We start from the raw sequence: 14,127 nt of genomic DNA, 5'->3' as shown, positions 1-14,127 counted from the left end.
GTGCCGAACCGGGCCGCTGGGCCTGTCGCGGGCCGCGGGCCGCGCCGCGCCGGCATCAGATCACCCACAGCGTGATGGTGCTGCCCTTCGGCTGCTGCGAACCGCCGTCCGGAGTCTGCTTGCGCACCGTCGCACCGTCCCGGACGATGCCCAGCCCGCGCACCTCGAACCCGGCGTCGGACAGCTTCTTCTTCGCCTCGCCGTACTTCATCCCGGTCACGTCCGGCACCTCGACCTTCGGCGGGCCGGAGCTGACCACGATCGTGACGGTGGCGCCGAGTTCGACGCCGGTACCCGGCTTCGGACGCTGGCTGATCACGTCGCCCTCGGCGACGCTCTCGCTCTGCTTCTGCACCACCTTGACGTCCAGGTGCATGTCGGACAGTTCGCTGCTGGCGTCGTCGGAGTTCATCCCGGTCAGGTCCGGGACCGTCGCGGGCGCGGCGCCCTTGCTCACGGTCAGCGTCACCGAGGCGCCCGGCCGTACCACCGTGCCGGGCTTGGGCTGCACCGAGATCACGTCACCGACGTCGACCGAGGACGAGTACGCCTCCTTGCGGTGCACGGTCAGGTGCCAGCCGCCGAGCTGACGGGCCGCGTCACCGGCGTCGGTGCCGGCGAGCTGCGGGATGGTGTGCCGCTCCGGCCCCTTGGACAGCACCACGGTGATCGTGCCGCCGGAGAGCACCCGGCCGCCCGGTTGCGGGTCCTGGCTGAGCACCGTCCCGCGGCGGGTCGTCTCGGAGAACCGCGCCGGCGCCCAGCGCAGCTGGAAACCCTTCTGCCGGGCGCGGTGTTCGGCCGTCTGCTTGCCGACCGCGAGCAGCGACGGTGCCTGGGTGTACCGGCCGGCGCCGAGCCACCAGCCGCCCACCCCGGCGACCAGGCCGAGCACCACCACGACGATCGCGGCGACCAGTGCGCCGCGGCGGATCCGGGGGCGGCGCGGCTGCCACGCCTGGACCGGTTCGGACTCGCGGTCCGGCCGGCGCGCGGTCGGCAGCAGCACGGTGTGGTGCGCCACGGTCCGTACCCCGGCCTCGATGTCGCCGCGGGCCGCCCGCAGCCGGGACAGCAACGCGCCGGCGTCGGCCGGGCGCTGCTGCGGGTCGCGCCGGGTGGCCCGGCCGATGACCTCGTCCAGCGCCGGCGGCAGCCCGGGTAGCAGGCTCGACGGCGCCGGGACGTCTCGCTCGACGTGCTGGTAGGCGACCGCGGTCGGATCGTCGCCGCGGAACGGGACCGAGCCGGTGACCAGCTCGAACAGCACGATGCCGGCGGAGTACACGTCGGAGCGGGTGTCGGCGTGGCCGGTGCGCACCAGCTCGGGCGGCACGTAGGCGACGGTGGCCATCAGCTGGCCGCCGGTGTCCTCGCTGGTCTGCTCCACGGCGCGGGCCAGCCCGAAGTCGGCGACCTTGACCACCGGCTCGTGCAGCGGGCCGTCGACCGGGCCGTCCGGCTCGCCGATCAGGATGTTCTCCGGTTTGACGTCCCGGTGCACCAGCCCGGCGCGGTGCGCGGCGGCCAACGCCGCAAGCATCGGCTCCGCCACCTCCACCGCCTCGACCGGCGACAGCCGGCCGCGGGCGGTGAGCACGTCGCGCAGCGTGCGGCCCGGCACGTACTCCATCACCAGGTAGGGCAGGCCGTCGTGCCGGCCGGAGTCGAACACCGCCACCACGTTGGGGTGGGTCAGCGCGGCGATCGTCTTCGCTTCCCGGTCGAACCGGGACCGGAACGCCTCGTTGCCGGCGAACTCCGGGTGGATGATCTTGATGGCGACGATGCGTTCCAGGCGGGTGTCGATCGCCTGGTAGACGGTGGCCATGCCGCCGCGGGCGATCCGGCGTCGGATCCGGTATCGCCCGTCCAGCAGCACGCCCACCAGCGGGTCGGCCGTCGTCGCGTCCATCGCCCGCGAGTCTACGAGTGAGTGGCGGCGCAACCACCGCCGGACACGACGGCGGTGACCGTTTCGTGCCCTTCGCAGGCGGTGCGGCCGGTCGCGGCGGGTGCCGGGCGTCCGGTCTGCCCCCGACCTGGCGACCCCGATGTGGCGACCCGCACAGCCCGCGACCAGGCACTCACGGTGAGCCGGCTGCTACCGCGGGCCGCTAGCGGCAGACCAGGATGCCGACGTGGGTACCGAACCGGTAGGTGCCGGTCGCCGCGATCGTGTCGGTCACCAGCTCGCCCGCCGCCGCGAGGACCTCGTCCACCGGCAGGCCGCGGCCGGTGATGGACCGCTGCGAGTGCAGGAACGCCAGTACCGGCGCCGGTTCCGGTACCACCACCTCGCCGGCCAGGTCGATCCGGCGCACCTCGGTGAACACCGCCTCGGCCAGCCGCTGCGCCCGGTCCAGGTCGCAGTGCTGGGTGACGTCCGGGATCTCGTGGTCGGTACCGGTGGCCCGAGCCGCCGCGGCCCGCCACAGCGCGGTGATCTCGGCCTTGTCGTCGGCCGCGTTGGTGGTGATCAGCACCGTGCCGTCGGCCGCCCGTACCCGGGCCAGCTCGGCCACCGCGGCGGCCGGATCCGGCACGTGGTAGAGCATGTGCGCGCAGATCACGCCGGCGGCGACACCGTCCGGCAGTGGCAGCCGGGTCGCGTCGGCGACCGCCGCGGGTGCGCCGACCGTACCGGCCATGCCGGCGGACAGGTCGAGCCCCAGCACGTCCAGTTCGGGCCGTTCGGCCCGCAGCCGGGTGGTGTACATGCCGTTGCCGCAGCCGACGTCGACCGCCAGCCCGCGCCGCGCCGGCAGCTCCGCCAGCACCGCGGCCGCCAGGTCCAGTGGCGGCCGCCGGTACCGGTAGATCGAGGCGCGGGTGGCCAGGTTGCGGCCGTCCGCGTACGCCTCGGTCCGCAGGATGTTCCGATCGCTGGTCGACGGCGTCATGGCCACCGACCCTACGACCAGTCCCGATCTTGCGGGTACCACCGGGCGTGCCGGCGCCGCGATCGCCGGGCCGGCGTGCGACGGCCGCGGCTCCCCGGATTCGAGGAACCGCGGCCGGTGTGCCGTGCTACTGCTGGGTGCTGCCCGACGTGCTCGGCGAGACGCTGTCGGTCATCGACACGCTCGGCGAGACGCTCCCGGTCTTCGACTCGCTCGGCGACACGCTCTCGCTCGGCGGCGGGTCGCTCTTCGACGGCGACGGCGAAGGCGACGGCGACTTGCTCGTCGGAGCCGGGGACGGCTTCTTCGACGTCGGCCCGGGGCCGGGTGTCGGCCGGTGGCTCGGTTTGTGCGTCGGCTCCTTCGAGGGCGTGGCGCCCGTGCCGGTCGGTGTCGACTGGCCGGTGCTCCGGCTCGCCGAGGCCGACGGTGACGGCGACTTGGACCGGGCGCTGGGGGATTCGCCGCTCGGCGCGGGGCTCAGCGTGTCGGCGACGGTGCCCGGCGTGGCGCTGGACTCCGCGGCCGGCGGCCGGCCGGGCGGCGCGTGATGGTTGTCGGCGACCGCGAACGCGGTACCGACGCCGCCGGCCGCGACCAGCGCGGTGAGGCCGGTGACCGCCATGACGCGACGGGACCCGGACTCGCCGAACAGTACCTGGACGAAGTCGTATCGGACCGAACGCAGCGCGCCGGACGCCTCGCGGCGTGCTGCCTGCCAGAAACTCACCTGTGTCCCTTCGTCGGCGCGGAACCCGCAGGGGTGGCGGTGGGGGTGACCGCGCAACGGCTGCCGCGGCCGAGCTCGGCCGCGTCGATGGTCAGGGTCCGGGGGGTGCTCCGGAAGGGCCAACCGGCCGTGCCGGAGTTGTACCGGTACGACGGATGCCTGATTCGCCCGGCAAGACGATAGCCGTCGGTGGGGTGCGCGGGAAATCCCGTACGACCGTGGCAGTCTGTGCGGGTGACCGATACACCGAACGAACCGGCCTCCTGGCTGCCCCTGCCCGACGTCGCGGAGCGACTCGACATGCCCGTCACCCGGGTGCGGCAGATGATCCGGGAGCGCAGGCTGCTGGCGCTGCGACGCGAGGGCGTGCTGAAGACGCCGGCTGACCTGATCGACTCGCCCATGGTGCTCAAACACCTCCCGGGGGTGCTCACCCTGCTGCACGACGCGGGGTACAACGACGAGGAGGCCTTCCGGTGGCTGTACACCCCGGACGATTCCCTCCCAGGTGCACCCGCGGAAGCGCTGCGTGACAACCGGGCCACCGAGGTCAAGCGGCGCGCCCAGGCCCTCGGCTTCTGACCGCTGACCTGCCGCGTCGCCTTCGAGCGCCGGCCCGCCCGCGGGCCGGCGCTGTGCATCCGGCTGACTACTCTTCGCGCATGGCGGCGGTGAAGATTTTCATACCGCCGTCACCCGCCGGAGCCGGCGCACCGCGAGCCAGCCCAGCCCCAGCACGATCGCCAGGTCCAGCGGCGCGCCGACCCAGCCGGTGACCCGGGCCAGGTTGTACCCGTCCGGCAACACCAGCACCGTCATCAGGACGGTGACCGCCACCATGCCGGTCACCACCCGCCGGTCGGTCGCCGCGGCGGCGAGGATCACGACCGGCCACAGCACGTACCACGGGTGCACCGCCGGCGAGGCCGCGAGCAGCGCCGCGAACGCCCAGCCGGTACGCACCAGCACGGCCCGGGGCTCGGCGCCGCGCCGGACCGGCCACCACAGCGCCACCAGCACCGCCGGCAGCACGACGAACAGCGCGAGGTCCCGAGCGACCGCGAGCACCCCGCCCGCGCCCGGCAGCCCGAGCAGCCGCAGCGGGAACCCCAGCGCCGTGCCGACGCCGGTGGACAGCGACGTCCACTGCACGCTCGCCTCGGCGCCGAACGCCGCCGACGCCCAGCCGAACCCGAGCCCGGCCGCCGCGCTGGCCGCCCCGAACGCCACCGCCACCCCGGCGACCACCGCCACCGCCGCCCGCACCAGCCGGCACCGACCGGACAGCACCGGCAGGATCAGCAGCACCGCGAACGGCACCGCGAGCAGCGCGGTCACCTTCACCGCCGCGGCCAGTCCCAGCGCCGCCCCGGCGAGCAGGGCCGTGGCCGCCGTCAGGGCCGGGGCCGGGATCCGGGAGCCCGCTACACGCCCGGCGAACCGCCGTTGCGCCGCGAGGGTCAGCCCGGCCACCAGCAGCCCGAGCATCAGCGCGTCGCTGTGCGCGCCGGAGACCAGATGGATCGCGACCAGCGGGCTCGCCAGCCCCAGCCAACAGGCCGCGCCCGCGTCGACGCCGGCCAGCCGGGCGAGCCGCGGCAGGTACCCCGCGAGCAGCAGCACGCCGGCCAGCGCCGCGATCCGCAGTACCGCGAGCGCGACGGTGAGGTGGCCCGCCGCGACGACCGCGGCGAGCCGGGCGATCAGCAGCGCGAGTGGCCCGTACGGTGCGGGGCTGTCCCGCCACGACGGTGACATGTCGGCGAGCCAGTGCGACGGCAGCGCCGCCGGACCGGAGTGGTACGGGTCGAGTCCGTGCGCGTACAGCTCACCCTGCGCGGCGTAGGCGTACACGTCCCGGCTGGCCAGCGGCGGCGCGATCAGCAGCGGGACCGCCCACAGCAGCGTCGTGACGACGACCCAGCGTGCGCGCAGCAGCCCGTCGCGGGCCGGGCGGCGCAGCACCAACCAACCGGCGAGCAGGCCGGCGAGGCCGAGCACCCAGCACGCCATGCCGATCGAGTACCGCGGCTGGGCCAGCAGCTGCGCCGACGGCAGCCGCCCGTACGGGACGCCGCCCGGCACCGCGCCGACCGTGTACGCCGCCACCGCGAGCAGCACCGCGCCGGCCAGCCCGATCGACCGGCCCGCGGCCGGGGTGCCGAGCCGCCACCGTCCGCGCTCATCGCCGCGCGTCAGCGGCTCGCCCTGCCCCACCCGCACATGCTTGCACGCCCGCCAGCCGCCCACCGGGCCGCCGCCCGCCAGCCGCCCACCGGGCCGCCGCCCGCCACCCGCTCCTCGCCGTTCTCACCGCCTTGTGCCCGTCGAGGGCGCGGGTTGGCGGTCGTGGCGAACTCGGCGTCGAGGCACATGCCGCACCGACTCGCCGCTGCTTCGTGGTGGGCCAGGCGGCGTCCGGACCTCGTCACTGGTTCCCGGCGGGGGATTGTCAAGGGGGCGACGGCCCCCTTCACGGGGTGTGGGGAGGGGCGATGTCCCCTCCCCACGTTCCCCAACGCGGGGTGAAAACAGCGAACAGAGGTGGCCTTTCTCCCGCGCGCCCGAGCGGACCCGGGCGGGCAGCGGTCGCGCAACCCGGTCAGGAGACGCTGTGCCGGAGCGTCACCGTGACGTGCCGGGTACCGGCGGGCAGCGTGACCGTACCGGCCGAGTCGGCGTGCCCGGCGGTGGTCGCGGCGACGTTGCCCGCGAACGCCGGCAGCTGGAACAGCACCCGGGAGGTCCCGGCGCCGGTCACCGTCAGCGTCACGTGCCGGCCGCGCCCGGTGATGGTCACCGCGACCCGGCCACCGTCCAGCGTCGGTACGTTCGACACCCGGATCGGCTTGCCCAGCCACGAGTCGGGCACCCCGCGGCCGACCAGCAGGTCACCGTTCACCCGCTGCGCGACGAGCGACTCCAGCAGCGCCTTGTTGGCGGTGGAGATGCCCCACGCGTGCGGCGCGGATCCGTTGCCGTGCGCCGGATGCGAGCCCACCCAGGGCTGGTCCGGGTTCGGTGCGGACGCCGACTCCCACCACGAGTACGGTCCGGACTGGGTGTACTCGATCATCATCTGGTAGGCCCGGATCGGCTCGTCGCGGTACGCGCTGCCGCGCAGCCCGGCCGCACCGTAGCCGGCGTTGTACGCCGAGGCGTAGAGGTTGCCCGGGTACCCGCCGAAGTCGTGCGCCGGCAGGCTGTCGCCGATCCGGTCGAACCCGTACGCGTAGGTCGGGTCGATCGCGGTGAGAGCCGGCCCGTCCTGGCGCGCACCGAACAGGTAGCCGTCCCAGGCCCAGCGGCCGAACAGGAACGGCGCCGCCCAGTTCGCGTCGGCGGCGACCTTGCACCGGTTGGCGGTGTTGGGCTCCAGCATCGAGCAGGGCAGGTAGTCCAGGTCGTTGTCGGCCATCGTCTTCGCCAGGGTGGCGTTGGTCGCGGCGAGCAGCGCGTCGTACTGCCGGTCGGCCCAGTCGACCTCGGCCCGCTCGCCGAGCCGCTGCGCGAGGTACCGGTAGGACGCCAGCCCCATCAGCGCCGAGTAGTCGTCGATGGTCCAGTACCCGTTGGAGTCGATGTCGTTGGTCATCTTCATGATCCCGCCGGGACCGGTGCGGTCGGCGGCGATCTGGTGCGCGGTGTCGGCGATCGACGGCTGGCTGGCGCCGGCCGGCCCCTCGGTGTCGAAGTGCGCCCGGACGGTGTCCAGGTCGCCGGTCTTGGCCAGGTAGACCGCCCACGGCCAGGAGTACTTCCAGACCCCGTCGACGTACTGCGGCTGGCCGCCGATCAGGTCGCGCAGCCGGAGCAGCAGCGCGGTGGCGTCGGTGGTGTCGCCGAGGCTGAACTGGGTGGCCAGGATGCCGATGGTGTCGTGGCTGTACTCCTCGTCGTACCCGTTCTCGCCGGTGTTGAGGCGCACCCCGTCCTTGGCGATCAGCGTGTACACGTAGCCCGACTTGTACGCGTCGACCAGGCTGCGGTCCGGCAGCGCGTCCAGCTGGGCGAGCGAGTCGAGCCGGGAGTCCCAGTAGCGCTTCATGTGGCCGAAGTGTCGCGCGTACCCGCCGGCGCCGGTGAGTTGCGCGGCCGACGGCCACGCCACGTCGGCGCCGAACCGGTCCGCCGCCACCACGTAGTCGTGCGTGACCGTGTGGCCCGGCGGCACCGTGTTGGTGTGGTGGTCGAGGGCCAGCAGGTCGTCGGTCGGCGCCGGGTCGACGGTCAGCGTGGCGCGGGTCGGGTTGTGCACCGCGACCCTGCTGTACACCGCGACGTAGTCGTGGCCGCCGATGGTCAGCTTGTCGGCGAAGTCGGTGACGGTCACCCGGGCGCCGCCCGCGGTGTCGAACGCGGTCGCCAGCGCCGGCAGGTACCCGTCCACGTTGGACCAGGTGAGCCGGCTCGGTGCGGCGGCGACGCCGAAGCCCTCCGCGACGTTCCTGCCGTCGCGGAGGTAGAACGAGCCGTTCTGGCAGACGACGACGCCGTCCTTGTCGCCCTCCCAGCCGATCAGGCCGGCGTCGGTGTAGCTGCCGCCACGCGCGGTGCACTGCTCGGGCGGCGTCGGTACCGGCGCGCCGGGGGCGGACAGCGCCAGGTAGTCGAGGTTGACCATGCAGGAGTCGGTCGCGCCGCAGCGCAGCGCGACGGTACCGGTGTTCGCCGGCAACGACACGGTGGCCTGCGCGGTGGCCCAGCTGTCCCAGCTGCCGGTCGGGGGCAGGGTGAGGGTACCGAGCCGGGTGTCGTCGGCGTAGATGCCGATCGTGCGGGCGGCGGAGCTGCCGTCACCGGGATCGGCGTTGGCGTACCGGACCGTCGCGACGTGGTCGCCGGCCGCCGTACCGGTCACCGACCAGCGGGTGTCGGCGCCGACGACCGGGTGCGCCTGGGTGCCGTACCCGTCGACGAAGCCGCTGCCGGTGTAGCCGCTGTGGTTGGTGTTGGCGTGCGCGCCGCCGGACAGCTGCGCCGTCTCGGCCTGGCAGACGGTACCGACGGAGCAGGCCGGCGCCGCGGTGGCGGGTGCGGTGCCGGCGGCGACCAGTGCGGCGGCGAGCAGGACACCGGCGGTACCGGCGCCGAACAGTCGGAGCCGCCGACGCCGGCGGTCTCTTTCGGGGAAGGGCATTCGTCCTCCAGAGCTTGACGACTTCGCCATACTTAAGGGCTTAAGTAGCCGCTCTGTCAAGCCCCTCCCGCCACGTCGATCATGGGGTCATCGGGTTGGGAAAACGTTTGGCAGCCGAGATGACACCATGATCAACGCGGCGCGGTCGGTGGTGGGGCGGTGGAGCCGCGGACGACGAGGTCGGCGGGGACCGGCGGCGGTTCCGGTGGATCCTCGCCGGCCAGGACGGCGAGCAGCAACTCGGCGCAGGAGCGGCCGAGCCGCACGTAGTCGACCCGCACCGTGGTCAGCGGCGGGGTCAGGTAGGCGGCGAGCCGCACGTCGTCGAACCCCACCACCGACACGTCGTCCGGCACCGCGAGGCCGGCCGACCGGATCGCGCCGAGCCCGGCGATCGCCATCAGATCGGACGTGTACACGATCGCGGTGGGCCGCGGCCGGGCGGCGAGCACCGCCCGGGTCGCCCGGATGCCGCCGCGCTCCGTCGCCTCCTCGTACGCCACCGGGCCCGGCTCCGCGCCGGCCCCGGCCAGCGCCGCGCGCCACGCCCCGTACCGGTCGGCCACGTGCCGCAGCCGCGGCGGGCCACCCACGAACGCCACCCGCCGGTGCCCCAGCCCGACCAGGTGCCGTACCGCGTGCCGGACACCGGCCGGATGATCCGAGTCGAGGGTGCGGAACCCGGCCGGGCCCGCGGTCAACCGGTCCACCACCACTGCCGGCATGCCCACCTCGGCCAGGAACGCCAGCCGGGCGTCGTCGGTCCGCACGTCGCCGACGATCACGCCGTCGACCTGGTGCTGCTGCCACATCCGCCGGTACGCGAGCAGCTCCGCCTGCGGCTCGGCGCCCACCGCGCGCAGCAGCAGGGCGAAGTCGCGGCGAGACAGCGCCTGCTCCAGCCCGGTGACGAAGGCGGCGAAGAAGTCGTTGCCGGTCATCAGGTGGGTGGCCGCCACGACCAGCCCGACCGCCTGCGAACTCTGCCGCATCAGCGCCCGGGCCGCGCCGCTCGGCTCCCAGCCGAGCTGCGCGGCGGCCTGCCGGATGCGCTCCCGGGTGCGCGCACTGACCCCCGGGCGGTCGTTCATCGCGTAGGACACCGCGCCGGTGGAGACCCCGGCCAGCCGGGCCACGTCGGCGATGGTCGGCGCCCGCCGCTCGCCTGCCGCCCCTGCCACCCCGTCACCGTAGCCCGCGCCGGGCAGCCCGCGGTGCCCGGCGCCGCTCCCGGTGCGGTCAGGTGCCTGGTGCGGTGCCGGCCGGTTCGGGAAAACGGTTCGGGGAACCTCCCGGCGCCGGTCAGTTCGGCGCGAGCAGGCGGGTGCGCAGCAGCGCCCGGTCGGCCGGGCCGAAGCCGGCCGCGTCCAGGTAACCGGTGACCGAGCCGTACCGGGAGCGCAGGTCGGCGAGGAAGGCGAGCATCGTCTCGGCCGGCGCCGGATCGCTCGTCGACGGCAGGTACTTCGGGGCGTCCGGCGCGACCGTCGCCCGCCAGGCCAGGTAGCGCTGCTCGGAGAACCGGCTCGCCGCGTAGTCGTCGGCGACCGTGTCGTCGCCCACCCCCAGCAGCGAGAGCACCACCGCCGCCACCACGCCGGTGCGGTCCTTGCCGGCCATGCAGTGGAACACGGTGCCGCCGGCGGTGTCCTCGGCAATCAGCCGCAGCACCCGTGCCATCGCGCCGCCGACCGCCTCGTCGGCGATCTCCGCGTACCGCGCGGTGAGGTAGCCGGCCAGCTCGCCCGGCGCCACCTCGGCCGCGGTCCAGGCCTGCGTCTGCAGGCAGACGTTGTGGTAGTCCAGGCCCGGCGAGTCGGGGACCCGGCCGTAGTTGGCGACCTCGTCGGTGCGGCGCAGGTCGACGACCCGGCGAACGCCGAGCGCGGCGAACCGGCCGAAGTCGGTCTCGGCCAGCCGGTGCAGCCCGTCGGAACGGTAGAGCACGCCGCTGCGCACCCGGCGACCCTCGTCGGTCGGGTAGCCGCCGAGATCGCGGAAGTTGAAGACGGTCGTGAACGGCACGTATCGATCCCGATCCATGCCGTACAACCTACCGTCCGGGTCGGACAGTCCCGTTCGCCCGCAGTGCCGAGTTGATCATGGGTTATCTGGCCAGGAAGCGCTTGCCAGGGAAGACAACGCCATGATCAACAGCGTTCCGGCGCCGTGGTCGACAACCGCGCGGCGGCGTCAGCCGGTGTGCTCGGCCAGCTGCAGGAACCGGCGCTTGCTCTCCAGCGACTCCTCGGCCTGCTTGATCCGCCGGGTATCGCCCGCCGCCCGCGCCCGCTCCAACCGCTCCTCGGCCTCGGCGACCTGCTCGCGCATCTGCACCAGCAGCGGGTTCTGCTCGATCGGGGTGCGCCGCCAGGCGGTGTCCATCGCGGCACGCACCTTCTCGTCCACCGCGCGCAGCCGGCGCTCCAGCCCGGACACGGCGTCCCGCGGTACCCGGCCGATCTCGTGCCAGCGGCCCTGGATGTCCCGCAGCTTCTGCTGCGCGACCTTCGGGTCGGCGTCCACGTCGATCGCCTCGGCCTCGGCGAGCAGTTCCCGCTTGGCGGTCAGGTGCTGCTGCTGCTCGGCGTCGCGGGCGCTGAACACCTCGCTGCGCCGGGAGAAGAACGCGTCCTGGGCGCCGCGGAACCGCTCCCAGAGCCGCTGCTCGGCCTCCTTGGAGGCGCGGCCGGCGGCCTTCCAGTCGGCCATCAGCTGCTTGAGCCGCGCCGCGGTCGGGCCCCAGTCGTCCGAGCCGGCCAGCGACTCGGCCTCGACGACGAGCTTCTCCTTGACCGTCTGCACCTCCTTGCGGCCGGCGTCGAGGCTCGCGAAGTGGGTACCGCGGCGGCGGGCGAACGCGTCCCGGGCCGCCGCGTACCGCTTCCACAGCTCGCCGTCGGTCTTGCGGTCGACGCCGTGGATCGTCTTCCACTCCTCGACGATCTCCTTGAGCCGGTCGCCGGCCACCTTCCACTGGGTGGACTCGGTGGCGAGCTGCTCGGCCTCGGCGACCAGCTGCTGCTTGCGCTCGACGGCGGCGGCCTTGGCCTCCTCGCGGGCGACCTTGGCCTCCTCGCTCTTCTTCTGCGCGACCACCGACAGCTCGTCCAGCCGGCCGGCCAGCATGTCCAGGTCGCCCACCACGTGCGCGGTGGACAGCTCGTTGCGCAGCCGCCGGATCGTCGCCACCGAGTGCGCCGCGTCGGCCTTGCCGGAGGACAGCCGGTTCGCCAGCAGCTCGACCTCGGTCACCAGATCGGCGAACCGGCGGGCGAACAGGGCGAGCCCCTCCTCGGGTGTACCGGCCTGCCAGGAACCGACCGGCCGTTCGCCGGCGGCCGTCTTGACATAGACCGTGCCGTTCGCGTCGACCCGACCGAATGTCGTCCAGTCGCGCCCGTCACCGCTCATCGAATCCACCCTCAGATCCTTCCGGTCCCGGCACCGTGTCGTCCCGGGCCGCCCGCCGCATGTACCGGCTCAACAGTCTCGTGTGTCTCGGAGCATTGTCACAGGTGTGTCCAGCCCTGCGGGAACGGGTCGACGCCGAACCGTGACCCTGGCGAGCGTTACAGCCCGGTCCGCCGTCCGGATGCTCCCGCACCGCGGGACCCGGCGCCGCCCCGGCAGGGAGGGTACGGCCGGTGCGACCGGCCCCGCCGCTACCGTTGGTGCGTGATCGTCTCCGTCGCGGCCTGCCCGCAGCCGCCGCTGCTGCTGCCCGAGCTGGCGACCGGCGCCGCGGCCGACCTCGCCCCGGTACGGGCCGCCTGCGCCAGCGCGGTGCGCGAGCTGGTGCGCCAGCCGGTCGAGCAGGTGCTGGTGGTCGGCGCCGGCGCCCGGGCGGACAGCTGGGGCCCGAACGATCATGGCAGCTTCGCCCGCTACGGGCGGGAACTGCCGGTCGACTTCGGCGGCGATCGCAGCGGGCGCACGTTCGGTGACCTGTCCCTGCTGGTCGCGGCGCGGCTGCTGGCGGACGTGCCGGTGCCGCGGCTGGCGGTCACGGTGCCGGCGACGGCGTCCACCGACGAGTGCCTGGCGACCGGGCGCCGGATCGCGGCCGACAGCGGGAACCGTCCGATCGGCCTGCTGGTGATGGGTGACGCGGCGGCCCGCCGGGCGCTGGCCGAGCCCGGCGCGGTCGACGCCGAGGCGGACGAGTTCGACGCGGCGGTGCGGGAGGCGTTCGCGGCCGGCGACCCGGCCGCGCTGCGTGCGCTGGACCCGGACCGCGCGCGGGCGCTGTCGGCGGTCGGCCGGGCGCCGTGGCAGGTCCTGGCCGGTGCGCTGGCGGAGCAGCGCTGGGCGGCCCGGCTGCACTACGCGGGCGCGCCGGCCGAGGTGACCTACCTGGTCGCGACCTGGCGGCCACGGTGACCGACCCGGGGCGCCCCGCCGGGCTGGTGGTGGCGGTGGTCGGGCCGACCGCGGTGGGCAAGTCGGCGCTGGGTGTCGCGCTGGCGCGGGCACTCGGCGGCGAGGTGGTCAACGCCGACTCGATGCAGCTGTACGCGGGAATGGACGTCGGTACCGCCAAGGTGACCGCGGCGGAGGCGGCCGGGGTGCCTCACCACCTGCTCGACATCTGGCCGGTGACCGAGCCGGCGAGCGTCGCGGAGTACCAGGGGCTGGCCCGCGCCGCGGTCGACGGGCTGCTGGCGGCCGGCCGTATCCCGGTGCTGGTCGGCGGCTCCGGGCTGTACGTGCAGGCGGTGCTGGACGCGATGGAGTTCCCCGGCACCGATCCGGCGTTGCGGGCCGAGCTGGAGCAGGAGCTGGCGCAGCACGGGCCGGACCCGCTGTACCGGCGGCTGCGCGAGCGCGACCCGGTCGCGGCGGAGCGGATCCTGCCGAGCAACGGCCGGCGGATCGTTCGGGCGCTGGAGGTGATCGCGCTCACCGGCGGGCCGTTCGTCGCGGCGTTGCCGGCCGAGGCGACCCCGGTGTACGACGCGGTGCGGATCGGGCTGGAGCTGCCCACCGAGGTGCTCGACGAGCGGATCGAGCGCCGGGTGGACCGGATGTGGGCGGCGGGGCTGGTCGACGAGGTACGCGCGCTCGCGGCGCGGGGACTGGCCGACGGCCGTACCGCCAGCCGGGCGCTCGGCTACCAGCAGGTGCTGCGGTTCCTGGCCGGCGAGTGCACCGAGGCGGCGGCCCGCGCCGAGACGGTGCGCGCGACCCGGCGGTTCGTCCGGCGGCAGCGGTCCTGGTTCCGCCGGGACCGGCGGATTCACTGGCTGTCCGCCGACCGGCCGGACCTGACCGCCGCGGCGATCGAACTGGTGCGGGGGGCCTCTTCTCGGTGACCAGGGCCGCAACGGGGTCGTGACCGGCGTTCCAGTCAC

At 74.5% G+C, this 14,127-nt stretch carries 11 protein-coding genes; 4 read left to right on the top strand and 7 right to left on the bottom strand.

Going from position 1 to position 14,127, the window contains the following annotated elements:
- Nucleotides 1-55: 55 nt before the first annotated feature.
- Together pknB and Athai_RS20345 are read right to left on the bottom strand one after the other, a co-directional pair.
- Entirely contained in the window at nt 56-1,915 is a 1,860-nt protein-coding gene (pknB, locus tag Athai_RS20350) for a Stk1 family PASTA domain-containing Ser/Thr kinase (protein WP_203962973.1), read from the bottom strand.
- 202 nt (nt 1,916-2,117) lie between these two features.
- Nucleotides 2,118-2,903: a class I SAM-dependent methyltransferase gene (locus tag Athai_RS20345; RefSeq protein ID WP_203962972.1), complete on the bottom strand. Its 786-nt coding sequence runs from the start codon at nt 2,901-2,903 to the stop codon at nt 2,118-2,120.
- A gap of 119 nt (nt 2,904-3,022) precedes the next feature.
- Between Athai_RS20345 and Athai_RS20340 the strand changes: the two genes are divergently transcribed.
- Complete coding sequence (locus Athai_RS20340) at nt 3,023-3,454, top strand: hypothetical protein (RefSeq protein WP_203962971.1); 432 nt, start codon at nt 3,023-3,025, stop codon at nt 3,452-3,454.
- Nucleotides 3,455-3,861: 407 nt separating this feature from the next.
- Entirely contained in the window at nt 3,862-4,215 is a 354-nt protein-coding gene (locus Athai_RS20335; protein ID WP_420829795.1) for an Rv2175c family DNA-binding protein, read from the top strand.
- A 99-nt stretch (nt 4,216-4,314) separates the two neighbouring features.
- Here Athai_RS20335 and mptB read toward each other — a convergent pair whose 3' ends face one another.
- The 5 genes from mptB to Athai_RS20310 all read right to left on the bottom strand — a co-directional run bounded on the left by mptB (nt 4,315) and on the right by Athai_RS20310 (nt 12,187).
- Nucleotides 4,315-5,850, bottom strand: coding sequence for a polyprenol phosphomannose-dependent alpha 1,6 mannosyltransferase MptB (gene mptB / locus Athai_RS20330; protein ID WP_203962970.1), 1,536 nt, complete (start codon nt 5,848-5,850; stop codon nt 4,315-4,317).
- 385 nt (nt 5,851-6,235) lie between these two features.
- Nucleotides 6,236-8,773: a carbohydrate-binding protein gene (locus Athai_RS20325; RefSeq protein ID WP_203962969.1), complete on the bottom strand. Its 2,538-nt coding sequence runs from the start codon at nt 8,771-8,773 to the stop codon at nt 6,236-6,238.
- A 131-nt stretch (nt 8,774-8,904) separates the two neighbouring features.
- Nucleotides 8,905-9,954: a LacI family DNA-binding transcriptional regulator gene (locus tag Athai_RS20320; protein WP_203962968.1), complete on the bottom strand. Its 1,050-nt coding sequence runs from the start codon at nt 9,952-9,954 to the stop codon at nt 8,905-8,907.
- Nucleotides 9,955-10,075: 121 nt separating this feature from the next.
- Complete coding sequence (locus Athai_RS20315; protein ID WP_203962967.1) at nt 10,076-10,816, bottom strand: tyrosine-protein phosphatase; 741 nt, start codon at nt 10,814-10,816, stop codon at nt 10,076-10,078.
- A gap of 150 nt (nt 10,817-10,966) precedes the next feature.
- The gene (locus Athai_RS20310) at nt 10,967-12,187 is read right to left on the bottom strand and encodes a DUF349 domain-containing protein (RefSeq protein ID WP_203962966.1); all 1,221 of its coding nucleotides are present in this window, start codon (nt 12,185-12,187) and stop codon (nt 10,967-10,969) included.
- Between the two features lie 264 nt (nt 12,188-12,451).
- Between Athai_RS20310 and Athai_RS20305 the strand changes: the two genes are divergently transcribed.
- Entirely contained in the window at nt 12,452-13,156 is a 705-nt protein-coding gene (locus tag Athai_RS20305; RefSeq protein ID WP_203962965.1) for a class III extradiol ring-cleavage dioxygenase family protein, read from the top strand.
- Nucleotides 13,045-14,088: a tRNA (adenosine(37)-N6)-dimethylallyltransferase MiaA gene (gene miaA / locus Athai_RS20300; RefSeq protein WP_420829794.1), complete on the top strand. Its 1,044-nt coding sequence runs from the start codon at nt 13,045-13,047 to the stop codon at nt 14,086-14,088. The genes Athai_RS20305 and miaA overlap by 112 nt, the downstream gene beginning before the upstream one ends.
- The last annotated feature ends 39 nt before the right edge of the window (nt 14,089-14,127 follow it).

Source organism: Actinocatenispora thailandica, assembly GCF_016865425.1.
Taxonomy (GTDB): Bacteria; Actinomycetota; Actinomycetes; order Mycobacteriales; family Micromonosporaceae; genus Actinocatenispora; species Actinocatenispora thailandica.
Note: the sequence above shows the minus strand (reverse complement) of the source record. Positions and strands in the feature narration are given on the sequence as shown.

What these genes read in the sequence shown, in the direction of transcription:
- pknB (WP_203962973.1), bottom strand. Translation starts at nt 1,915, where the DNA reads ATGGACGCGACGACGGCCGACCCGCTGGTGGGCGTGCTGCTGGACGGG.
- Athai_RS20345 (WP_203962972.1), bottom strand. Translation starts at nt 2,903, where the DNA reads ATGACGCCGTCGACCAGCGATCGGAACATCCTGCGGACCGAGGCGTAC.
- Athai_RS20325 (WP_203962969.1), bottom strand. Translation starts at nt 8,773, where the DNA reads ATGCCCTTCCCCGAAAGAGACCGCCGGCGTCGGCGGCTCCGACTGTTC.
- Athai_RS20315 (WP_203962967.1), bottom strand. Translation starts at nt 10,816, where the DNA reads ATGGATCGGGATCGATACGTGCCGTTCACGACCGTCTTCAACTTCCGC.
- Athai_RS20310 (WP_203962966.1), bottom strand. Translation starts at nt 12,187, where the DNA reads ATGAGCGGTGACGGGCGCGACTGGACGACATTCGGTCGGGTCGACGCG.